Source organism: Arboricoccus pini (assembly GCF_900187945.1).
Taxonomy (GTDB): domain Bacteria; phylum Pseudomonadota; class Alphaproteobacteria; order Geminicoccales; family Geminicoccaceae; genus Arboricoccus; species Arboricoccus pini.
In genome coordinates this window covers 578340-600306 of the sequence record NZ_FYEH01000001.1, presented here as the reverse complement: position 1 = coordinate 600306, position 21967 = coordinate 578340, and the positions used below count along the sequence as shown (strand labels likewise).

Below are 21967 nucleotides of genomic sequence, written 5' to 3'. Positions count from 1 at the left end.
GATAAACCCCAAGACCATCCAGAATATGCAAGACAACGTCACCGCCGCCTGCACATCCCTTCCAATTTCATCATCATCACGATGTCAAAAGAACAGGCGCGCCTCCAACAGGACCACCCCCTAAAGGATAACCCCGCGAACTCCCTCGAGTTCTCTTTTCGAAGATGAACCTCAATCCGGTTCATTTTCAGGAGACGACTTTTTCCTTCGCGGCAGCGAGTACCGCCGCGTTGGTGTGGAGCTATCTATCCCCCACTCTCACCCAACGCAAGAGGGATGGGGGAGAAAAATGCACCCGCGCTCGACCACGTCGCTCATAGCCGCCCTCCACGTAGGTGGCCGGCTGACGGGAGAGCACATGTCAAGTGAAATCGGCGTTTGACACCCCATAGGGCGTCCTGCAAAGAACTAGGCTCGAGGAGAACAGGACGATGCTTCGGCAGGCGATGGTCGCGGGTTTGCCCCCTGCGAATTGACCCCGCCCCGACGTCGCCCAAAAAATGAGAGGTCGATGACGTGCCCCCTGTCATGCCATCCGCGGGCCGACGCGAACGTCGTCTGCTTGCCTACGCTGTGCTTGCCGCTAGCTGCTTGGCGGCACCCGTGTTGACCCACCCATTCGCTGCCGGCGAAACCGACGGGGCCAGTCTGGCCACGCCGCCGCCTTTCATCCCGCGCGCCCAGGCATCGACCATCCAGGCCCTGCCAGCCCCCGCTTCCCCGGCGCTATCTGGCAATCCGGGAGTCGAGCCTGCCCTGGCCCATCCGTCAGATATCCATCCGGTAGCGGCTGAGCCCGTGCCACCCGAAGCGAACCTCTCGGTGCATACACTGGCCGTGGACGCGTCGGGGCGACCCAATCAGTTGGTCCTTCTCGAAGGCGGCGATACGCTGGGCAGCATCCTTGCCGCTCAGGGAATCGACGACGCCGACACCGCTGCCGCCCTCGATACTCTTGGCCGGTCCTTCGATCTGCGCCGTCTGCGCGAGGGCCAGACGATCGAGATCGGCAGCCAGGCATCACCGACGGGCGGGCGCCAGCTGACGACGCTCACGTTCGACATAGACGCCCGCCAGTCACTCCGGCTTCGCCGCGCCAGCGGCGGATTTGCCATCGACAAAGTGGAACGCCCGCTCGAGCGCAAAGTAGCCGTCGCCACGGGCGAGGTCAGCGGCTCCTTCTATCAGGCGGCGGCAGCATCCGGCCTGCCAGCCGCCGCCGTGCCGGCCATCGTCAAGCTCTTCAGCTGGGACGTCGACTTCCAGCGAGACATCCAGCCGGGCGATCGCTTTGCCGCCATTTACGAGCACATGACGGATGCGGATGGCAACCCGGCGGGCCTCGGTCTCGTCCGCTATGCGGCACTCGAGGTGAATGGCCGCATGGCCCGGGCCTACCGCTTCGAGCGGGACGACGGCTCCAGCGACTATCTGGATGAAAATGGCCGCCCGCTGCGCAAATGGCTGCTACGCACGCCGATCGACGGTGCACGCCTCTCCTCGACATTCGGCAGTCGGCGTCATCCGGTGCTGGGATACACGCGCATGCATAAGGGCGTGGACTTCGCCGCACCGACCGGCACACCGATCTTCGCAGCTGGCGACGGTAAGGTCGAGTTCGTCGGCCGCAGCAGGGGTTATGGCAATTACATTCGCATCCGCCATAACGCCGACTATGCGACAGCTTATGGCCACATGTCGCGTTTCGCCCGTGGATTGAAACGTGGCGACACGGTCAAGCAGGGCAGTATCATCGGCTATGTCGGTGCCACCGGCCTCGCCACCGGTCCGCACCTGCACTACGAGATCCTGGTCGACGGCACGCAGATCAATCCGCTTTCGGTCAAGACCATCGAGCAGGCCCAGCTCTCCGGAGCCGACCTCAGGCGTTTTCGTCAGCAAAAGCTCGCGATCGACCGGCAGATCGATCAGGCTGGCCACACCCTCGTCGCCCAGAACACGCCTTGATGGTCGCGCGCTATTGTAACCCGCCCGCCTCGCGTTGCCCGAGGCGGGCGGGGAGGGCTCAGGAGATGACCGGGTGGCGCGGGTAGCGTCTTCTGGTCGCGCTGACTCCGGCCTGGCCTCAGCCCTCCTGATCAAGAATGCCGAGGGGCGGCATTAGCGGTCCCTCGGTCGCGATCATCAGGCAGCCTTGGCATTTTCCAATGCGATCTCGAGACCGTCGCCGCTGGCCTCGACCAGGAGGCGATCGCCATCATGCACGCGGCCATCCAGGATCATGGTGGCCAGCCGATCCTGCAGGTTGCGCTGGATCGCCCGCTTGAGCGGCCTTGCGCCGAATACCGGATCATAGCCCGCCTCGGCCAGCCATTCCTTGGCCTTGTCGGTGAGGTCGAGCTGAATGCGGCGCTCGTCGAGCAGCCGGCGCAGATTGCCCAACTGGATGAGGACGATGTCCTTCATCTGCGCCCGGCCCAGCCGGTTGAAGAGGATGATCTCGTCCAGCCTATTCAAAAACTCGGGCCGGAACGCGGTCCGCACGACGGACATCACCTCAGCTTCCGCCTGTCTGGCCGGCGCCCCTTCCGGCAGGCGCGCCAGATAGTCGGCGCCAAGATTGGAGGTGAGGACGATGATCGTGTTGCGGAAATCGACAGTGCGCCCCTGCCCGTCCGTCAGACGACCATCGTCCAGGACCTGGAGAAGGACGTTGAAGACGTCGTTATGCGCCTTCTCGACCTCGTCGAAGAGGATCACCTGGTAGGGTCGGCGGCGGACCGCCTCGGTCAGTGCGCCCCCCTCCTCATAGCCGACATAGCCGGGCGGGGCACCGATCAGGCGCGCAACCGCATGCTTCTCCATGTATTCCGACATGTCGATCCGCACCATGGCCTGCTCGTCGTCGAAGAGGAACGCCGCCAGTGCCTTGCAGAGCTCCGTCTTGCCAACGCCCGTCGGGCCCAGGAAGAGAAAGCTGCCGATCGGCCGCTGTGGATCCTGCAACCCGGCCCTGGCGCGGCGAACGGCATTGGCTACGGCGCGGACGGCATCGGGCTGGCCAACGACACGGCTGGCCAGCTTTTCCTCCATCTGCAGGAGCTTTTCGCGCTCACCCTCCATCATCCGGTCGACGGGAATGCCCGTCCAGCGCGCCACGACCTGGGCGATATCCTGCTCGGTCACCGCCTCGGTACCAACCTGCTTGTCCTGGTTGGCCTCGGCGTCCTTGAGGTCGCGTTCGAGTGCTGGAATCTCGCCATAGGCAAGCTTGCCCGCCTGCTCGAAATCACCGGCCCGCTGCGCGCGCGCAAGGTCGTTGCGGACCTGCTCGAGCTGCTCCTTGAGCTTCGTCACCCGGCCGAGCTTGTCCTTCTCGGCCTGCCATTGGCTGGTCATCTCGGCGGAGCGCTGCTCAAGCTCGGCGATCTCCTTGCCCAGCTTCGCCAGCCGTTCCTTCGACGCGCTGTCGGTCTCCTTCCTGAGGGCCGCCTCCTCTATCTTGAGCTGCATCACGCGGCGATCGATCTCGTCGATCGCTTCCGGCTTACTGTCGATCGCCATGCGCTTGCGAGCGGCTGCCTCGTCGACAAGGTCGATCGCCTTGTCGGGCAGGAAGCGGTCGGTGATATAGCGATTGGAAAGCGTGGCCGCCGCGACAATCGCATTGTCGGCAATACGCACGCCATGGTGCAGCTCGTACTTTTCCTTCAAGCCGCGCAGGATCGAGATGGCGTCCTCGACGCTCGGCTGACTGACGAACACGGGCTGGAAGCGACGGGCGAGCGCCGCGTCCTTCTCGATGTATTTGCGATACTCGTCCAGCGTCGTGGCACCGACGCAGTGGAGCTCGCCGCGCGCCAAGGCGGGTTTGAGCATGTTGGAGGCGTCCATAGCGCCATCCGCCTTGCCCGCCCCGATGAGCGTGTGCATCTCGTCGATGAACAGGATGATCTCGCCCTTGCTGTGCGCCATCTCACTCAGGAGCGCCTTCAGCCGCTCCTCGAACTCGCCCCGATATTTGGCGCCGGCGATCAGGGCGCCGAGGTCGAGCGAGAGCAAGCGCCGATCCTTCAGCGATTCCGGCACGTCGCCATTAATGATGCGCTGCGCCAAGCCTTCGGCGATGGCTGTCTTGCCGACGCCAGGCTCGCCGATCAGGATCGGATTATTCTTCGTACGCCGCGAGAGCACCTGGATGACGCGACGGATCTCATCGTCGCGGCCAATGACGGGATCAAGCTTGCCTTCGCGGGCCATCGCCGTGAAGTCACGCGTGTATTTTTTGAGGGCGTCATAGCCTTCCTCGGCCGACGCTGTCTCGGCTTTCCGGCCCTTGCGCACTTCCTCGATGGCGGCATTGAGCGCCTGCGGCGTCACGTTCGCGGCCTTGAGCGCCTTGCCGGCATCAGTGTCGGAGAGTGCGATCGCCAGAAGCAGACGCTCGGCCGTCACGTAGCTGTCGCCGGCCTTCTTGGCGATCTGCTGCGCCTGATCGAACAGCTTGGCCGTCTCGGGGGCGAGGTAGAGATTGCCCGCCCCGCTGCCCTCGACCTTGGGCTGCCTTGCCAGCGCCTGCTCGACCTCGCTCCGCGCGCGCTTCGCATCGCCGCCGGCCGCCTGGATCAAGTTGGCGGCCAACCCCTCCTCGTCATCGAGGAGCACTTTCAAAAGATGATCGGGCAGGAATCGCTGGTGGTTCTCACGCAGAGCCAGGCCCTGTGCCGACTGCACAAAACCTCGCGCACGATCCGTATACTTCTCAAAATCCATGATTCGACCTCTCCGTCCCTCATGCGAGCAGACCTGCGACCAGGATTGGAGAACCCGGAAACCGGCATCCTCCGATCGCGAGGATCATGTGGGAAAGGCGGCGGGCGAAACAAGCCTTCAACGTTCAGGCCCGCCATCGATCATGTGCGCGGCCCGGCGACGGCGAGGGGGAGTTGGTCGGAGGCGAGCAGCTCGGCAACGGATGCCGAGCTGCTCTTGGTGTTTAGATGCCCGATGCCGGCGCGCTGCCGGTATTGGCGCCGATCGCCCGCGAGCCGCCATGCGGCGCTTGCGGCTTCGTTCCGCTCTGGTCACCGCCGCCGAGCTTGCGCTTGCCGAACTCGCGCAGGCGCTGGAAGACGACGTAGAGCATCGGGATGAGGAAGACGCCGACAAAGGACGCGGCGATCATGCCGCCAAAGACCGGCGTGCCGACGGCGCGCCGCGTCGCCGCCGAGGCGCCCACGGCGCGAACCAGTGGCAAGAGGCCCAGGATGAAGGCAAAGCTGGTCATCATCACCGGTCGGAACCGCAGTCGCGCACCATTGATGGCCGCATCGATGATGCTCTTGCCGCTCTCGCGCTCGAGCTTCGCGAACTCGATGATCAGAATGGCGTTCTTCGAGGCCAGCGCGATCAGCACCACGAGGCCGATCTGGGCGTAGACGTCGAAACTCAGGCCCGTCAGTTGAATGGCCAGGATCGCCCCGAGGACACCCGTCATGACCGAAAGGAGTACCGGGACCGGGATCATCCAGCTCTCATAGAGCGCCACGAGAAAGAGGAAGGCGAAAAGGACGGCTGCCGAAAGCACGATCGACGTCTTGCCCGCCGCCTCCAGTTCCTGCAACGCCGTGCCTGTCCACTCGAAACCAAATCCCTCAGGTAGCGCCTGCTGCGAAATCTCCGCCATGCCGTTCAGGGCCTCGCCTGAGCTTATCCCCTGCCTCGGGCTGCCGTTGACCTTGACCGCACGGAAGCCGTTGAACCGGGTGATACCGGGGGGGCCTAGCTTGGTGTTGATGGTCGCAAGCGAGCTCATCGGCACCATCCCACCGGAAGAGTTGCGCACATAGATGCGGTTGATGTCGTTGGGATCGGTTCTGAACTGGCCCTCGGCCTGGATGTTGACCTGCCAAGTACGTCCGTACTGGTTGAAATCGTTGACGTAGTAGGAGCCGAGCGTGGTCTGCAGCGCAGCGAACACGTTGGCAATCGGCACACCCAACGCCTGGGCCTTGTCCCGATCGATGTTCAAGTAAAGCTGCGGCGTGTCGGCGGCGTACGTGCTGAAGACGGCGGCTAGGCGGCTATCCTTGTTGGCAGCCGCAACCAAACCATTCATCACCTGCGCCAGCGACTGCGGCGTGCTGCGACCACTACGATCCTCAAGCATGTATTCGAAGCCGCCGGTCGAGCCGAGACCGACAATAGGCGGGACGTTGAAGACCGCGGCATACCCTGTCGAAACGGCGGCCAGTTGGCTGCGCATTCTCGCCATGAAGGCCTGCACCTTCTGGTCGGGTTCCAGCCGCTCCTCAAAAGGCTTGAGCCGGACGACGAAGAAGGCAGCGTTCGACTGAGCGATGGAATCTAGGAAATTGTAGCCGACGACCGAAAGGAGCGCCTCGACTGTCGGATCATCGCGGATGATTTTCTCAACCCGCTCCACCGTAGCCGTCGTCCGCTGCACGGAGGCGCCGGATGGCAATTGGACGACGGCAAAGGCGAAGCCCTGGTCCTCGTCCGGCAGGAAGCCACCTGGAGTGCGCTGCATGAGAAACCAGGACAGCGCTGCCATGCCGCCAATGATAAACACGCTGATGATGGAGACCCGGACCAGCCGCGTTACGACCGCCGCGTACCCGTTCGTTGCTTTGTCGATGCCCTTCAGGACCCACTGGATGGGCTTGAAGCTCGCATGGCCGCGCGTGAGGAGCACGGAGCAAAGGGCCGGGCTCAGCGTCAATGCGTTGAGCGCCGAGATCAGCATCGAGATCGACACGGCGACCGCGAACTGGCGGAAGAGCTCGCCCGATAGACCCGGGATGAAAGCCACCGGGACGAAGACCGAGAGCAGGACCAGCGTGATCGCAATGATCGGGCCGGTGATCTCACCCATCGCCTTTTTGGTGGCGTCCGCTACCGAGAGATGTTCGTCCTCCTCGAGAACACGTTCGACATTCTCGATGACGACAATGGCGTCATCGACGACGATGCCGATCGCTAGGACGAGGGCCAGGAGCGAGATCGTGTTCGCGGAATAGCCGATCATGAGCATGACCGCGAAGGTACCGATGACCGACACGGGGACGGCCAGCAGCGGAATGATCGTCGTCCTGAGCTTGCCGAGAAAAAGAAACACGACGATGGCCACCAGAACGAAGGCCTCAAGCAGCGTCTTGATCACCTCATCGATCGTCGCGCCGATGAAGATGGTCGAATCGAAGATGACGCTATAGGTCATGTCCTGCGGAAAGCTCTGCTTGAGCTCGTTCAGCCGCGCGGTGACAAGCTTGCCGACCGCCACCGCGTTGGCACCGGGGGCCAGATAGACGGCGAACGCGGCGGCGCTTGAACCATCATAGCGCGTGTAGCGGTCGGAGGACTTCGACCCCAGTTCGACGCGAGCAACGTCGCCCAGACGGACGATCGAGCCATTATTGCCAGCGCGAACGATGATGTTCTTGAACTGGTCGACGCTGGTGAGCCTTCCCAACGTCGTGATGTTCATCTGGATCTGCTGGCCGGGCGGGATGGGCTCGGCACCGATGCGGCCAATCGCGGCCTGGGTGTTTTGCGACTGGATGGCGGTGGCGATGTCGGTGGGAGTCAGACCGAGGCTGGTCAGCCGATCCGGGTTTAGCCAGACCCGCATGGAATAGTCGAGCGGTCCGAACAGCGTGACATCGCCAACGCCGTTCAGGCGCTTGATCTGATCCAGGATGTAGATCGTCGCGTAGTTATTAAGATAAAGCGCGTCATAGGTGTGGTTCGGCGAGTGCAGTGCAATCGCGTAGAGGAAGGCTGTGCTGCGCTTCCTGATCGAAAGGCCTTGGCGCGTCACCTCATCAGGCAGCGTCGGCTCGGCGAGGCTGGCCCGATTTTGCACGTTCACCGTGTTGATATCGGGATTCGTGCCGAGCTGAAAGGTCACGGTGAGATTGTACGTACCGTCGGCGCCCGAGATCGACTGCATGTAGAGCATCTTGTCGACACCCGTGACCTGCTGCTCGATCGGCTGAGCGACCGTCGCCTCCAGCACCTCCGCGTCGGCACCCGGATAGGTCGTGCTCACATTGACCTGCGGCGGCACCACGTCTGGGAACTGGGCCAACGGGATCTGCGTCATCGAGATCAATCCGGCGATCGTGATGACGATGGAGATGACGAACGCGAGACGGGGACGATCGACGAAGACCGACGAAATCATTCTGCCGTCCCCTGGCCGCTACCCTTCTTGCCGTCTTTGGCGCTGCCGCTCTGGTCGGCCGCTTTGCCATCACCACCCTGTCCACTACCGCCGCTCGCCGCTGGCGCACCTTTCGGCGGTTCAACCTCGGTGGGCTTCACGTCGCTGCCCGCTCTTGCTTTCTGCAAACCTTCGAGGATGACGCGCTCGCCCTCCTTCAGCCCCGAGGTGACGGTCTGCATGGGGCCGACGACCTGGCCCAGTTCGACGCTACGCGCCTCGACCTTGTTTTGGCTGTTGACGACCAGGACCTGCGAGCCGCCCTGGACGGTCTGCACGGCCGCCTGCGGGACCAGGAGCCGCATCTTCGGCTCGCTTTCGCGCAACGTGACGTTTACATATTCAGAATCGATGAGCGCGCGGTCGGGATTGGGGAACGTCGCCCGCATGACCACGGTGTCGGTCTGCGGGTCGACCTGCGGGCTGGTAAAATTCCAATGGCCCGTATGGGCATAGGTCTTGCCGTTGGCCAGCGTCAGCACGAATTCAATTTTCGAAAGATCGCCGCCGCCCTGCTGCCGGTCATCGCGGATGTCGGCCAGTTGCACGGCGCTGACCGGGAAGGTCACGTACATCGGGTCCTGGCTGACCAGGGTGACGAGCGGATTGCTCGACGAATTGACGAGGTTGCCCACGTCATAATTCACGGCACCGATCTTGCCGTCGATCGGCGCGTAGATGTCGGTGTAGCCGAGATTGATCTTCGCCTGCTGGGCCTGGGCCTGGGCCAGCGAAACCTGGGCTATCGCCTGGTCGCGGGCAGCCCGGTCGCTGTCGACCGTCGATTGCGAGATGTTGTTGTTGCGAACCAGCGAGGACGAGCGCGCGAACTCCGCCTCGGCATTGGCCAGGACCGCCTGGTTGTTCAGGACCTGCGCTTGAGCCTGCGCGACCTGCGCCTGATAGACCTGTTTTTCGATGCTGAAGAGCAGGTCGCCTTTCTTGACCTCTTGGCCCTCGACGAAATTCTGCTTCTCGAGATAGCCCTCGACACGCGCCCTGATGGTGACCGTGTTGATCGCCTCGACGCGGCCGATGAAGTTGAAGCCTGCCGTCACAGGCGCGGGCTTGATCGTCACGACGCCGACAGCGACAGGCGGGGGCGCCTGCTGAGCCTGCTGCTTCTGCTCCCCGCATCCGGCAACACCGATGAGCATGGAGCCAGCAAGCACGAGCTTGGCGAACGCAGATCTCATGAATTCCGCTTTCATACCTTGAGGGCCGGCGATTGCCTTTATACGGCAGTCGCCGATCCGTCCACCTTTTGACAACGATTGTAGGCAGAGGCATGGCAATGGATGATCAGGAAGGCAAGACATGTCGCCAACTGCCATGCGCCCCGTCTCGAGGCCGCTGGACCAAGAAGCCTGAGGGCAATCTGGACCCGGGCTAGTAAATAGATAGGCCAAGCCCGTCCAAAACGAGCTTCGTAAGGTCACAAAACATCGTCCGGCCCTCCTCGACGGCCACGAGCAAGCTCGCCCGCCGAAGCGATAGCTGCATTACCTCATCCACATACTGCGACGATCCGACGCTCCACCTAGGCTTGCCTCAAGGCCGCTAGCACCTGCCCGAACCCCTTCGGGCCGCGCGGGGGCGACCTCGGCGGCGCTTGGACGTGGCCTATGACGTCGGCAATCGCCCGGCCGCCCGACCGCTGCCAGGTACTCTGCGGAGCCGGACGGTCCTATGCTGATCAGCAGCTGGTCGAGCGCCTGAATGACGCGAGGCTACTGCGTTCTAGCGACTGGAAATTCGTTCGCGGGTTCTATATAGGAGCCGTCAGCTATCCTCAGATGCGCTGCACGCACGGGGTTGGCATCGTGCGGGTGTGGTGGAACTGGTAGACGCGCCGGACTCAAAATCCGGTTCCGAAAGGAGTGTCGGTTCGATTCCGACCACCCGCACCATTCTTGTCCCGCACAGTCCTTATCCTGCACCGTTCTTGCTCTGTTTGAGCGAGTAGTCCTCCAGTTCCGCACGGCAGTCGGCCGATGATGCTTGGAGCCTGCGGCATGTGCTCCACCCTGTGCAGGGCCGCCGCGCGTGCCGTTCAGAGCGCAAATCTGCCCTCGCTGGAATAACGTTAAGTCAGAAATTCCTGCTGGCTGGAGTCCGAGGCTGGCATGACCGCCGCTGACCAGAGTACTTCGCCCTCCCCTCCTGGGCAGCCACGATTTCCTCGGAGCGATCCGCGCCCGCCCGGGATCATGGCGATGTCGCGGATGGGGAATAGCCGAAGCGCGCCTATGCGCGGGTGCGCCCTAGATAATCTGGCGACATTGTCGGCAGGTCTGCCGTCACCAATTGAAGCATGACGTCTCGCCCTATGACCCAGCTGGATCCCCTCATCCTGGGCCGCCGCCGGATTACCGGATCGCCCTCCGTCGGGATCGCCCACACGCAGGAGATGCTCGATTTTTGCGCGAGGTTGCACATCCTGCCGGAAACCGAAAGCTTCAGGATCGATCAGATCAGCCAGTCTTTCGATCGCATGGTACGTGGCGACGTGCGCTATCGCTTCCTGATCGACGTGGCTTCACTCGTACAGGACTAAGGCCAACCCTTGCGACAGCCTTACTTATGCAAGCGTGGTCGCGGGTTTTCGCTGTACCGGTTCGCGCAGACAGCAGGCGCGTTTTGGCGTAGCAAACGCACGTGGCGATGCGTTGGCGAATGAAAGCGTACGATGCTGGTTCGAGAGGGCGATGAACGTCACGAGATCCTCGATCTCGGCCTGGGATCCTGCCTCGCTACCGTTGCTGGCGCCCTCAATGCTGCAGCCTTCTATGCGGTGGGCTTCTTCTCGGCGAACATGACGGGCAATCTTTCGACGCTCTCGCACCATCTAGCCCTGGGTGAATTCGCCTCGGCCACCTTCTACGCCTCGGTCATGTTGACATTCATCCTGGGCTCAAGCGCCATCGCTTTGGTGATCAGCGCCGGACGTCGCCGCGGGATGAGGAGCATCTACGGCTATTGCGTCCTGCTGGAGGCGGGACTGCTGGCCGCTCTAGGCGGTACGGATCTGTGGTTCCTCACCGATCTACACGTGCCTGTAATGGTCCTGGGTCTGGCCTTCTTGATGGGCCTTCAGAATGCCGTGGGGACCCGGGTCTCGCGCTCCAAGGTGCGCACCACCCATGTCTCGGGCATGGCGACCGATATCGGCATCGAACTGGCGGCGGCGCTCGATTTTCTCCGCGGCCGCGTGGACAAGGACGCCGAGGCGCAAATGCGCAATCTCAGGCTGCATACCTCCACCTTGCTGTCGTTCCTGGTCGGCGGGATCCTCGGAGTCGTCGTCTATCGTGCCGTCGGCAGCTATCTCTTGATGCTCTGCGCTCTTGTCCTGGCCGCTGTCGGCGCCTGGGCGATCGCCCAAAGCCATCGTCAGGCGGCTGCCCCCGGAAGCAAGGCAACCGGAAGCACGGCAATGGCGCGAGGTGGCCAAGCGGGCCGGTCGCCCGGCTAATGACTGCCATTTCGAGGATTGCCGATCGACCATTATAGCTGTCTCAGGGCCGGTTCTACCTTGCCATCGAGAGAGCAAAATTCTTGCATCTGATCGGGTGACCTCGGCGAGGAAGCCCGATATCATTGCTCGTCCACAATTCATGATCGCCTGTCTGCGGGTTGCAATCATCGTCGCGCGGCGGTCTTGGGCCACAGTCGCACGACCTTGGGAGGGCCGCCTTGCGCATCCTGGTTCTCGAAGACGATGCCATGGTCGCCATGCTTATGGAGGACCTGCTGCGCGATCTCGGCCATGAGGTCGAGGGGCCGGTGAGTTCGGTCGACGAGGCACTGAACCGCATCGATAACGCGACTTTCGATGCGGCGATCCTCGATGTCCACCTGAAGGGCGCCGATAGCTATGCGGTCGCGTCCAAGCTCAAGAGCAAAGGCGTGCCCTTTGCCTTCGCCACCGGTTACAACGCGGCCGACCTCGACGATGAGTATGTCGACCAGCCCATCCTGCCCAAGCCTTTCCTGCGCAGCGACTTGAAACGCCTGCTGCAGACGGCGCTAGCTCCCAAGTCCTGAAGGCCAGGGCGCTGCCAGCGGCGCGCTGAGGGTGCCTCTTCGTCAGCCTCCCTTGCCACGCGCATGCTTGGAGAGCTCACTTGCCAAGGCCTCGGCACGTCGTACCGCCTCCTGAGCGCGCTTGAGCATCCGCTCCTGACGGGCCGTCAGGATCTCTTCCATGGCACCATCGATACTGCCGACGATGACAGTGAACATGTTGTTGAGATCATGGGCAATACGCCGCGCCTCGCGGCGGAGCGCTTCGGGATCGCTGTCCTGGCCTGAAGGCGATACATCTTCCGAGGACACGGTATCTTAGCCGGTTATGGGCGGTCGGAGGGAAACTAGGTCGACGCCAGCCATTCTAAACGGCTGGAGCGAAGATTTATCAAGTCTGAACGGAAAAGGTGCCGAGCATGCCCAGAAAGCGCGCGACGCCCTCGGGATCGGGCAGCCGGTAATGCGCGTGGCCGGGCGGGATGGCCGAGCCGACGGCAATGCCAATTCCCCCGACCCGCACGGCGTCCAGCCCGTCAATGTCGGTCACATCGTCGCCAATGAAGATCGGCATGATCAGGGGATCGTCCCATTGGGCCAGGATCCAGGTGACGGCAGCCCCCTTGTCCCAGGCGACGTCGGGCCTGAGCTCGAAGACCATCTTGCCATGCGTCTTGCGCAGGCCCGGCACCTCGCGGACGAGCGCGTCGATCACGGCCTCGATCGCCGGCACGTCATTGGGATCGGCATGGCGCCAATGGACTGCAATGGCGAACGCCTTGCCCTCGATTTCGGTACCTTGGAAATGCGCCAGACGCTGTCGGAGTGGCTCGAACGCGACAGCCAGCCTCGCCCTTGTCTCCGCGTTGGCTACCGGCGGCGATGCGATACCCGACCCTTCGATCTCATAGCCATGGCTGCCGGCGATCAGGAGCCCTTCTGGTTCCAGCCCGCTCGATGCGAGGCGCTGTACCAGATCCGCGCGCGCGCGCCCGGTCACCAGGACGACCGGCATGCCTGCCTGTCGCAGGGTGCCGATCGCCGTCACGGCCTGGGGCAACGCCCTGGCATCGGCGGCCCTGGGCACGATCGGTGCTAGCGTGCCGTCGAAATCGAGAAACAAAGCTGGCCGCCTGCCGGCAAGCTTGGCCAGGATGCGCGGCATCTCCTGGCACGGGTCGTTCTCTTCTGGCATCGGCTTCCTGGATCTAATCAAATACTGCTGCAGAAAACGGGTGGGCGCCACGAGGGTGGCATCGAGGAGCCCGCTGATGTCCGGTCTTAACCAGAAAGGCGCTTGCTGCCCGTCCGCACTTGATCAATTCTAACGGCATCATAGAGGCTATGAAACGTGGTGGATTGCGACAGTCGATGCGGACAAGGACTACGGTTTGACCGACGGGCGCAGGGACAGCAAGCAGACCTTCCCGAGGCCGCGCGCGGCCATCCGCTTCATCCTGGGCGACGAACTCGTCGAGGTCGAGGGCGTGCCGCCCACCACCACGCTGCTCGAATGGCTTCGTCTTTACCGCCGGCGCACCGGCACCAAGGAAGGCTGCGCTGAGGGCGACTGCGGTGCCTGTACCGTCATTGTCGGCCGGATCGCCGATGGCGGATTGCGTTACGAGGCGCTCAATGCCTGCATTCGCTTCCTGCCGATGGTGGATGGCTGTCACGTGCTCACGGTCGAGGATCTAGCGCTCTGCGATGGTACGCTGCATCCGGTCCAGGAAGCGCTGGTGGCGACGCATGGCTCGCAGTGCGGCTACTGTACGCCCGGTTTCGTCATGTCGCTCTGGGCGCTTTGGCGTTCCGCGCAGACGCCGGATCGCGCCGCCATCCTGGACGGCCTGGCCGGCAATCTCTGTCGCTGCACGGGCTATGGCCCCATTGTCGAGGCGGCTGGTCGCCTGCACGGCCAGACCCAGGCCGATGCCTGGCGCGAACGGCAGGCATCGGCCGAAGTTATCATGCTGGCTCGCCTCGCAGCATTGAACGACGGCTCGACCCTGGATCTTGTAGCGGCTGGCCAGCGCTTCGTCGCGCCGCGCGACCAGGATGCCCTGGCCGATCTGCTCGCCGCCAATCCCGAGGCGGTCGTCCTGGCGGGCGGAACCGATATCGGGCTTTGGGTAACCAAGCAGGATCGCCCTTTGCCGCTGCTGGTCTGGCTGGGCAGGGTCGATGAGCTGCGGCAGATCGAGGATCGCGGCCAGGATATCGTCATCGGTGCCGGCGTCACCTATGAGCAGGCGGCCGCCGCCATGGCCGGGCTTGGCCCGGATGCCGCGGGCCTCTGGCGACGCATTGCCTCGCCTCCGATCCGCAATGCCGGCACGATCGGCGGCAATATCTCCAATGGCTCGCCCATCGGCGATACGCCACCTTTCCTGATCGCCCTCGGTGCCAGCCTCGAGCTGCGCCACGGACAGGAGCGGCGCAGCCTGCCACTTGAGGATTTCTTCCTGGCCTATGGCCGCCAGGACCGTAGGCCGGGTGAGTTCGTGGCAAGGGTGATCATTCCGCGACCGCGCCCGGATGCGATCTTCAAGGTGATGAAGGTCAGCAAGCGCTTCGACCAGGACATCTCGGCCGTCTGTGCCGCCTTCCTCATTGAGCTGGACGGTAGCGGCAAGGTCGAGCGGGCGAGGATCGCCATGGGCGGCATGGCGGCCATTCCCAAGCGCGCCCGGGCCGTCGAGACGGCCCTTCTCGGCCAGCCATGGACCGAAGCCAGCATCGAGGCGGCCGCCCAGGCCATGGCGCTCGACTTCAAGCCCCTCAGCGACATGCGCGCCGGGGCTGTCTATCGGCTGGCTGTCGCCGGCAACCTTCTGCGCAAATGCTATCAGGAAGGCCTGAGCGGCAGGCTGCGCCTCGATCTCCAGCCGGCGGCCGACGGCCATGGCCTGAGAACCGTGCCGGTGCCCGTGCCGAGCCTGGACATGAGCGATGCGTGAGAGCCTGGCGGTCAACACTGATCCGCCCGAGACGGCCCCTGTCCACCTGCCGCTGGCGCATGACAGTGCGCGCAAGCACGTCACCGGTCAGGCCCGCTATGTCGACGATATCCCGCTGCCCGAACGGACCTTGCAGGTGCACATCGCCTGGGCGGCGAAGGCGCATGCGCGGATCATCGAGCTCGATCTTTCCGCCGTGCTGAGCGCGCCGGGCGTCGTCGCGGTGGTCGATGCCGCGGGCGTTCCAGGCATCAACGAGATCAGCCCCGCGCACCGTGACGACGAGCCGCTCTTTGCCACCGAGCGCGTGCTGTTCCACGGCCAGCCACTCTTCGCGGTCGCGGCCGACGATATCAAGACGGCAAGGCGTGCTGCCCGGCTGGCACGCATCGTCTACGAGGACCTGCCGGCGGTCCTGGACGTCGACACGGCGAAGGCCGCGGGCGACTTCGTCGTGCCGCCGCTCAGCATGCGCCGAGGCGACGCGGCGGCAGGCCTGGAGGGGGCGCCGCTGCGTCGGCGAGGGCGCCTCGCAATGGGTGGCCAGGAGCATTTCTATCTGGAGGGGCAAGTCGCGTTGGCGCTTCCTGGCGAGGACGGCGACATGCTCGTCTATTCCTCGACGCAGCACCCGACGGAGACGCAGGACCTGGTAGCGCGCGTCCTGGGCTTGCCCGCCGCGGCGGTGACGATAGAGGTCAGGCGGCTGGGCGGCGCCTTTGGCGGAAAGGAAAGCCAGGCCAATCTCTTCGCCTGTGGCGCCGCCGTTGTCGCGGCCAGGACGGGTCGGCCTGCCAAGTGCCGGGCGGATCGCGATGACGACATGATCATGACCGGCAAGCGGCATGATTTCATGGTCGATTATGAGGTGGGATTCTCGACGGATGGCCAGATTCAGGCCGTCGCCATGGATTTCATCTCGCGCTGCGGCTGGTCGGCCGATCTATCGGGACCGATCAACGACCGCGCCCTCTTCCACGCCGATAACGGCTATTTCTATCCGGACGTGGCGCTGCAGAGCTATCCTTGCCGAACCAACACGGTCTCGAACACGGCCTTTCGCGGCTTTGGCGGCCCGCAGGGCATGCTGGCGGCCGAGCGACTGATCGACGAGATCGCCTTTGCCACCGGCCAGGACCCCTTCGACGTCCGCCTGCGCAATCTCTATGGCGGCGAGGCGCGGGACCTGACGCCCTATCACATGCGCGTCGAGGACAATATTCTGCCCGCCATGATGAAGCGGCTTGCCGAGAGCTGCAGATATCGACAGCGCCGGGTCGAGATCCGTGCCTGGAACGAAGCGCATCGCTGGCAAAAACGCGGCCTTGCCCTGACGCCCGTCAAGTTCGGCATCTCCTTCACCATGACAGCCTTCAACCAGGCGGGCTCGCTCATCCACATCTATAAGGACGGCTCGGTCCATCTCAATCACGGCGGCATCGAGATGGGCCAGGGCCTCTATCTGAAGGTGGCCCAGGTGGTGGCCCAGGAATTGGCCCTGCCCCTGGAACGGATCCGCCTCTCGGCCACGACGACGGGCAAGGTACCGAACACGTCGGCCACGGCCGCCTCGTCGGGCTCGGACCTGAACGGCATGGCGGCGCTGGCGGCGGCGCGGACGCTCAAGGAGCGGCTCATCGCCTTCACGGCCGAGATGCATCAGAGCAGCGCCGAGGAGGTCGAGTGGCTTCCGGGCCGGGTTGTCGTCAAGGGCAACGAGATCTTCTGGGAAGAATTGGTGCACCGTGCCTATCTGGGGCGCGTGCCGCTCTCCGCCACGGGCTTCTACAAGACGCCCAAGATCCATTGGGACCGCGAGCAGGGGCGCGGCCGTCCCTTCTATTATTTCGCCTATGGCGCCGCCTGTGCCGAGACGATCGTCGATGTCCTGACGGGCGAGCACCGGGTCCTGGCGGTACAGATCCTGCATGACTGCGGTACGTCCTTGAACCCGGCGATCGACAAGGGGCAGATTGAGGGTGGTTTCGTTCAGGGCATGGGGTGGCTGACCTCCGAGGAGCTGGTCTGGGACGAAGCGGGGCGGCTGCGCACGCACGCGCCTTCGACCTACAAGATCCCAACCGCGAGCGATCGGCCGCCCGTCTTCGAGATCGAGCTCTGGGACGAACCCAACCGCGAGGCCACGATCCATCGCTCCAAGGCGGTGGGCGAGCCGCCTTTCATGCTGGCGCTCTCGGTCTTCCACAGCCTCTCGGACGCCGTGGCGGCCGTGGCCGATCATCGCGTCTGCCCACGTCTGGACGCGCCGGCCACGCCCGAGCGGGTGCTCGGAAGCATCGAGCGACTACGCAAGGAGGCGTCAGGGTGACGATCGCCGAGCGCGCGGCATTGCGATGGCTCAAAGCGGGGCGGCCCGTCATCCTGGCGCGGGTGGCGCTGGCCCAAGGGTCAGCGCCGCGCGAGGCCGGGGCGGCCATGGCGATCGCGATGGAGGCCGAGGCGGGCACGATCGGCGGTGGCAACCTCGAACGTCGCGTGCTGGAGGCCGCCCGCCTGATGCTGCTGGAGGATATCGGCACGTCGCGACTGGCCTTCGCCCTGGGTCCGTCGCTGGGCCAATGCTGTGGCGGCCGGGTGGAGATCGACCTCGTCCGGCTGCAGCCTGAAGATGCGGCGACGCTGGAAGCGGGCGTCGACACGGCCGAGGCGGCCTGGCCCCGAGTCGTCGTTTTCGGCGCGGGCCACGTTGCCAGGGCGCTGGCCTTGAGCCTGGAACCCCTGCCCTGCCGGGTCATTGTCGTCGACGAGCGCGAGGATGAACTGGCGCGTCTGCGCGAGCGGCACGTGGAACGGCGCCTCTGCCCTTTGGCCGCCGATGCCATCGACGTCGTGCCGCCGGGCGGCTACGCCTTGATCATGACCTATAGCCATCCGCTCGACCTCGATCTTGTCGAAGCCGGCCTCAAGCGGGGCGATCTGGCCTGGCTGGGGCTGATAGGCTCGGCGACCAAGCGTGCCCGGTTCAGCCGCCAGCTCAAGGCGCGGGGCCTGGCCTTAAGGCAGATCGAACGGCTCGTCTGCCCGATCGGCATCAACGGCATCAACGGCAAGGAGCCAGCCGTCATCGCCGCCTCCACCGCCGCCCAGCTCCTCCTGGCCTTCGAGGCCAAGGCCGCCCAGCTTCGCCTGCAGGCCATGGCATGAGCGCGGCAGCGAGGCTGGAGATGGCCGGCATCAGCAAGAGCTTTGGCAGCTTTGCCGCCAATGCCGACATTGACCTCAAGATCGCGCCTTCCGAGATCCAGGCGCTCCTGGGGGAGAACGGCGCTGGCAAGTCGACGCTGGTCAAGATCGCCTATGGTGTGCTGGCGCCCGATGCCGGCAGCATCCTTTGGAACGGCCGTGAGGTACGGATCGACAGCCCACGGGCGGCGCGCGCGTTGGGCATCGGCATGGTCTTCCAGCATTTCTCGCTCTTCGAGCCCCTGACCGTGCTCGAGAACGTGGCCTTGGGCCTTGACCGGCCGGAGCCGGCGCGCGCGTTGGCGGAACGCATCCGGCGGGTCTCCAAGACCTATGGCCTGCCGCTCGATCCGAACCAACGGGTGGCCGATCTCTCGACCGGCGAGCGCCAGCGCATCGAGATCGTCCGCGCGCTCCTGGCGGAGCCCAGCCTGCTCATCATGGACGAGCCCACCTCGGTCCTGACTCCGCAGGAGGTGCAAACCCTCTTCGACACGCTGCGCAGGATCGCCGCCGACGGCTGCTCGATCCTCTATATCAGCCACAAGCTGGAGGAGGTGCGCGCGCTCTGCAGCAGCGCCACCGTGCTGCGACGCGGACGGGTCGTCGAGCGGCTGGACCCGCGCGAGCGGAGCGCGCGCGAGATCGCGGCCCTCATGGTTGGCACCGAACTGGTGGAATCGGTCCGAGCCGCGGTGCCTAGCCAGGGGCCGGCACGACTGGAAGTCCGGGGTCTCGACCTGCCGGGCCAGGGCACGCACGGTGTGGCACTCAAGGCGATCGACCTTGCCGTCCATGGCGGCGAGATCGTCGGCATTGCCGGAATTGCCGGCAATGGCCAGGCCGAACTGCTGGCCGCGCTCTCGGGCGAGCGACGCTCGCCGAGGCCGGGCATGATCCTCCTGGATGGCGCTCCCGTCGGCCAGCTCGGACCGACCAGCCGTCGCCGGCTGGGCCAGGCCTATGTGCCCGAGGAGCGCAACGGGCATGGCGCCGTCGGGCCGATGAGCCTTGTCGACAACGCCATCCTGGGCGCCTGGCAGCGGGCGGCGCTGGCCGCGCGCGGCTGGCTCAGGCATGGCCGCGCGCGGCTTTATGCCGAGGCGGTGATCCAGGCCTTCGACGTGCGCTGCGGCGGGCCCGGGGCACCGGCCGCCAGCCTCTCGGGCGGCAATCTGCAAAAATTCATCATGGGCCGGGAGATCGGCCAGGACCCGGCCGTCCTGATCGTCGCCCAGCCGACCTGGGGCGTCGATGCCGCCGCCGCCGCCGCCATCCACCGCGCTTTGATCGAGCTGGCCGAGAACGGTGCCGCCATTCTCCTCCTCAGCCAGGACCTGGACGAGATCCTGACCCTGGCCGACCGCGTCGCGGTCTTGAACGAGGGCAGCCTCAGCCCCGCTTTGCCCCGCGACCAGGCAGATCGGGAACGGCTGGGCCTCCTCATGGGCGGCGCGCACGGGGCCCTTTCCACGGATGGACGAAGCGAGGCACCCGTTGCGGCTTAGACTTGAACCCCGGCCCCGGCCCTCACGCCTCTGGCTCTGGGGCAGCCCGATTTTGGCAATCCTCCTTACCGTGCTCACGGGTGCCGTCCTCTTCGCCGCCATCGGCCGCGATCCGCTGGCCAGCCTCGAGGCCTATTTCATCAGCCCGCTCGCCACGACCTATGGCCTGGCCGAGCTGGCGCTCAAGGGCACCCCGCTGGCGCTGATCGCGGTCGGCCTCTCCTTCGGCTTTCGCGCCAATGTCTGGAATATCGGCGCCGAGGGCCAGTTCACCATGGGTGCCATCGCCGCTGCCGGCGTCGCCCTCCAGTTCGCCGGCAGCGAGGCTACCTTCGAACTGCCCTTGATGCTGCTGGCGGCGATCCTGGCGGGCATGGGCTGGGCCGCCCTGCCGGCCTTCCTCAGGGCCAGGCTCGAGGTCAGCGAGATCCTGGTCAGCCTCATGCTGACCTACGTGGCGACCCTCTTTTTGAGCTTTCTCGTCTACGGGCCTTGGAAGGACCCGGCTGGCTTCAATTTTCCCCAGACCATCATGTTCGACCAGAGTGCGGCCGTCCCCGTCATACTCGCCAACACGCGCCTCAATCTGGGGGTCGTCCTGGCCCTGCTCATCGTGGCCGTCGCCTGGCTGGTGCAGCGCCAGAGCCTCTTGGGCTTCCAGCTCCGCGTCATGGGTCTGGCCCCGCTGGCCGCCCGCTATGCGGGCTTCGGGCGCGCGCGGCTGATCTGGATCTCCCTCCTCCTCTCGGGGGGGCTGGCCGGCCTTGCCGGCGCGCTCGAGGTGGCGGGCCCGCTGGGCCAGCTCGTCCCCGTCATCAGTCAGGGCTATGGCTTCACCGCCATCACGGTGGCCTTCCTCGGCCGCCTGCATCCCTTCGGCATTCTCCTGGCCTCCCTGGCGCTGGCGCTTTCCGTCATCGGCGGCGAGAACGCGCAGATCGCCGTCGGCGTGCCGCGTGCCGCCACCGGCGTCTTCCAGGGCCTCCTCCTCTTCTACCTCCTGGGAGCGGACATCCTCGTCCGCTACCGGTTGCGGCGGCTGGCCGAGCCCGGGAGCCTAGGGGCCGCACGGCAGCGCGCGACGACGGAGACCGCCTGATGGATCAGGTGACCGCCTTTCTGATCGCCGTCATTCCCGCAGCCACGCCCTTGCTTCTGGCGGCCCTGGGCGAGCTCGTCAGCGAGCGCGCGGGCGTCCTCAATCTGGGGGTGGAGGGAATGATGCTGGTAGGTGCCGTCACCGGCTTTGCCGTCACGGTCACGACGGGCTCGGCCATCTCCGGCGTCGGCGCCGCCATGCTGGCCTCGGCGATCCTGGCCCTGGGCTTTGCCTTTCTCACCTTGACGCTCATGGCCAATCAGGTCGCCTCGGGTCTGGCACTCACGATCCTTGGTACCGGCGCCGCCGCCCTTATCGGCGCCGGCTTCGTCGGCATGCCGGTCGAACGCCTGCCGCATCTCGATGTGCCGGGCCTGTCCGACCTGCCGGTCGTTGGCCCCCTCCTCTTCGCCCACGACGCGCTGGTCTATCTCTCGCTGATCCTGGCCCTCGCGACCGGGCTCTTTCTCAACCGGACACGGGCCGGCCTCATCCTTCGCGCGTGCGGCGAGGATGCCGGCTCGGCGCACGCGCTGGGCCACCCGGTCATCCTGACGCGCTATCTGGCCGTCCTCTTTGGCGGCGCCATGGCCGGCCTTGCCGGCGCCTTCCTCTCTTTGTCCTATACCCCCATGTGGTCGGAGGCGATGACTGCCGGCCGCGGCTGGATCGCGCTCGCACTCGTCGTCTTCGCCTCATGGCGTCCGGGCCGGCTTGTCCTGGGCGCCTATCTCTTCGGCGGCCTCTCGATCCTCCAGCTCTATGCCCAGAACATGGGCATTTTGGCGCTGCCCTCGCAGGTCTTCGCCATGACCCCCTATCTGGTCACCATCCTCGTCCTCATCCTGATCTCGCTTCGGCGCGCGCGCAGCGCCACCCCGGCCTCGCTCGGCCAGTCCTTCCGCGCCACGCAATAGGCAGACTGGCCCGGAGAGCGCCCTTAACCCGCGATTAAGGTTTGCGG

The 21967-nt window shown here is 65.0% G+C and carries 15 protein-coding genes and 1 tRNA gene; 11 read left to right on the top strand and 5 right to left on the bottom strand.

Annotation, left to right across the window (positions count from 1 at the left end):
• Positions 1–606: 606 nt before the first annotated feature.
• Positions 607–1968 carry a peptidoglycan DD-metalloendopeptidase family protein gene (locus tag CFB17_RS02795; RefSeq protein WP_165769387.1) on the top strand — a complete coding sequence of 454 codons (1362 nt, stop codon included), beginning with the start codon at positions 607–609 and terminating at the stop codon, positions 1966–1968.
• A 177-nt stretch (positions 1969–2145) separates the two neighbouring features.
• Here CFB17_RS02795 and clpB read toward each other — a convergent pair whose 3' ends face one another.
• From clpB to CFB17_RS02780, 3 genes are all read right to left on the bottom strand, one after another.
• On the bottom strand, positions 2146–4734 hold the full coding sequence (gene clpB / locus CFB17_RS02790; RefSeq protein ID WP_088559836.1) for an ATP-dependent chaperone ClpB: 2589 nt from the start codon (positions 4732–4734) through the stop codon (positions 2146–2148).
• Between the two features lie 223 nt (positions 4735–4957).
• Positions 4958–8167, bottom strand: a complete 3210-nt coding sequence (locus CFB17_RS02785; protein WP_088559835.1) for an efflux RND transporter permease subunit — start codon at positions 8165–8167, stop codon at positions 4958–4960.
• Entirely contained in the window at positions 8164–9402 is a 1239-nt protein-coding gene (locus tag CFB17_RS02780) for an efflux RND transporter periplasmic adaptor subunit (protein ID WP_165769386.1), read from the bottom strand. Before CFB17_RS02780 ends, CFB17_RS02785 begins: the two co-directional genes overlap by 4 nt.
• Positions 9403–10031: 629 nt before the next feature.
• Here CFB17_RS02780 and CFB17_RS02775 point away from each other — a divergent pair.
• The 4 genes from CFB17_RS02775 (at position 10032) to CFB17_RS02760 (ending at position 12253) form a co-directional block, all read left to right on the top strand.
• A tRNA-Leu gene (locus CFB17_RS02775) sits at positions 10032–10116 on the top strand.
• 419 nt (positions 10117–10535) lie between these two features.
• Entirely contained in the window at positions 10536–10763 is a 228-nt protein-coding gene (locus CFB17_RS02770; protein ID WP_207761898.1) for a hypothetical protein, read from the top strand.
• Between the two features lie 132 nt (positions 10764–10895).
• A complete protein-coding gene (locus CFB17_RS02765; RefSeq protein ID WP_088559833.1) occupies positions 10896–11681 on the top strand; it encodes a YoaK family protein in 786 nt (261 codons plus the stop codon).
• A gap of 221 nt (positions 11682–11902) precedes the next feature.
• A complete protein-coding gene (locus tag CFB17_RS02760; RefSeq protein WP_207761897.1) occupies positions 11903–12253 on the top strand; it encodes a response regulator in 351 nt (116 codons plus the stop codon).
• 42 nt (positions 12254–12295) lie between these two features.
• Here the strand turns inward: CFB17_RS02760 and CFB17_RS02755 are convergent, their stop codons facing one another.
• Both CFB17_RS02755 and otsB read right to left on the bottom strand, forming a co-directional pair.
• The gene (locus CFB17_RS02755) at positions 12296–12544 is read right to left on the bottom strand and encodes a histidine kinase dimerization/phospho-acceptor domain-containing protein (RefSeq protein WP_088559832.1); all 249 of its coding nucleotides are present in this window, start codon (positions 12542–12544) and stop codon (positions 12296–12298) included.
• Between the two features lie 79 nt (positions 12545–12623).
• Positions 12624–13427 (bottom strand): trehalose-phosphatase, encoded by an 804-nt coding sequence (gene otsB, locus CFB17_RS02750; protein WP_088559831.1) that lies wholly within the window; start codon positions 13425–13427, stop codon positions 12624–12626.
• 196 nt (positions 13428–13623) lie between these two features.
• On the opposite strand from otsB, the gene xdhA reads away from it, so the two are divergent.
• Genes xdhA through CFB17_RS02720 form a run of 6 tightly spaced genes read left to right on the top strand, consistent with a single transcriptional unit; the run spans position 13624 to position 21920 of the window.
• Positions 13624–15192, top strand: coding sequence for a xanthine dehydrogenase small subunit (gene xdhA, locus CFB17_RS02745; RefSeq protein WP_207761896.1), 1569 nt, complete (start codon positions 13624–13626; stop codon positions 15190–15192).
• Positions 15185–17521 carry a xanthine dehydrogenase molybdopterin binding subunit gene (xdhB, locus tag CFB17_RS02740; RefSeq protein ID WP_088559830.1) on the top strand — a complete coding sequence of 779 codons (2337 nt, stop codon included), beginning with the start codon at positions 15185–15187 and terminating at the stop codon, positions 17519–17521. The genes xdhA and xdhB overlap by 8 nt, the downstream gene beginning before the upstream one ends.
• Entirely contained in the window at positions 17518–18357 is an 840-nt protein-coding gene (gene xdhC / locus CFB17_RS02735) for a xanthine dehydrogenase accessory protein XdhC (protein ID WP_207761895.1), read from the top strand. The genes xdhB and xdhC overlap by 4 nt, the downstream gene beginning before the upstream one ends.
• A complete protein-coding gene (locus CFB17_RS02730) occupies positions 18354–19904 on the top strand; it encodes an ABC transporter ATP-binding protein (RefSeq protein WP_088559829.1) in 1551 nt (516 codons plus the stop codon). The genes xdhC and CFB17_RS02730 overlap by 4 nt, the downstream gene beginning before the upstream one ends.
• Positions 19894–21003: an ABC transporter permease gene (locus tag CFB17_RS02725; RefSeq protein ID WP_243389683.1), complete on the top strand. Its 1110-nt coding sequence runs from the start codon at positions 19894–19896 to the stop codon at positions 21001–21003. The genes CFB17_RS02730 and CFB17_RS02725 overlap by 11 nt, the downstream gene beginning before the upstream one ends.
• A complete protein-coding gene (locus tag CFB17_RS02720) occupies positions 21003–21920 on the top strand; it encodes an ABC transporter permease (RefSeq protein ID WP_088559827.1) in 918 nt (305 codons plus the stop codon). The genes CFB17_RS02725 and CFB17_RS02720 overlap by 1 nt, the downstream gene beginning before the upstream one ends.
• Positions 21921–21967 lie beyond the last annotated feature (47 nt).

What these genes read in the sequence shown, in the direction of transcription:
- clpB (WP_088559836.1), bottom strand. Translation starts at nt 4,734, where the DNA reads ATGGATTTTGAGAAGTATACGGATCGTGCGCGAGGTTTTGTGCAGTCG.
- CFB17_RS02785 (WP_088559835.1), bottom strand. Translation starts at nt 8,167, where the DNA reads ATGATTTCGTCGGTCTTCGTCGATCGTCCCCGTCTCGCGTTCGTCATC.
- CFB17_RS02780 (WP_165769386.1), bottom strand. Translation starts at nt 9,402, where the DNA reads ATGAGATCTGCGTTCGCCAAGCTCGTGCTTGCTGGCTCCATGCTCATC.
- CFB17_RS02770 (WP_207761898.1), top strand. Translation starts at nt 10,536, where the DNA reads ATGACCCAGCTGGATCCCCTCATCCTGGGCCGCCGCCGGATTACCGGA.
- CFB17_RS02765 (WP_088559833.1), top strand. Translation starts at nt 10,896, where the DNA reads ATGCTGGTTCGAGAGGGCGATGAACGTCACGAGATCCTCGATCTCGGC.
- otsB (WP_088559831.1), bottom strand. Translation starts at nt 13,427, where the DNA reads ATGCCAGAAGAGAACGACCCGTGCCAGGAGATGCCGCGCATCCTGGCC.
- xdhB (WP_088559830.1), top strand. Translation starts at nt 15,185, where the DNA reads ATGCGTGAGAGCCTGGCGGTCAACACTGATCCGCCCGAGACGGCCCCT.
- CFB17_RS02730 (WP_088559829.1), top strand. Translation starts at nt 18,354, where the DNA reads ATGAGCGCGGCAGCGAGGCTGGAGATGGCCGGCATCAGCAAGAGCTTT.
- CFB17_RS02720 (WP_088559827.1), top strand. Translation starts at nt 21,003, where the DNA reads ATGGATCAGGTGACCGCCTTTCTGATCGCCGTCATTCCCGCAGCCACG.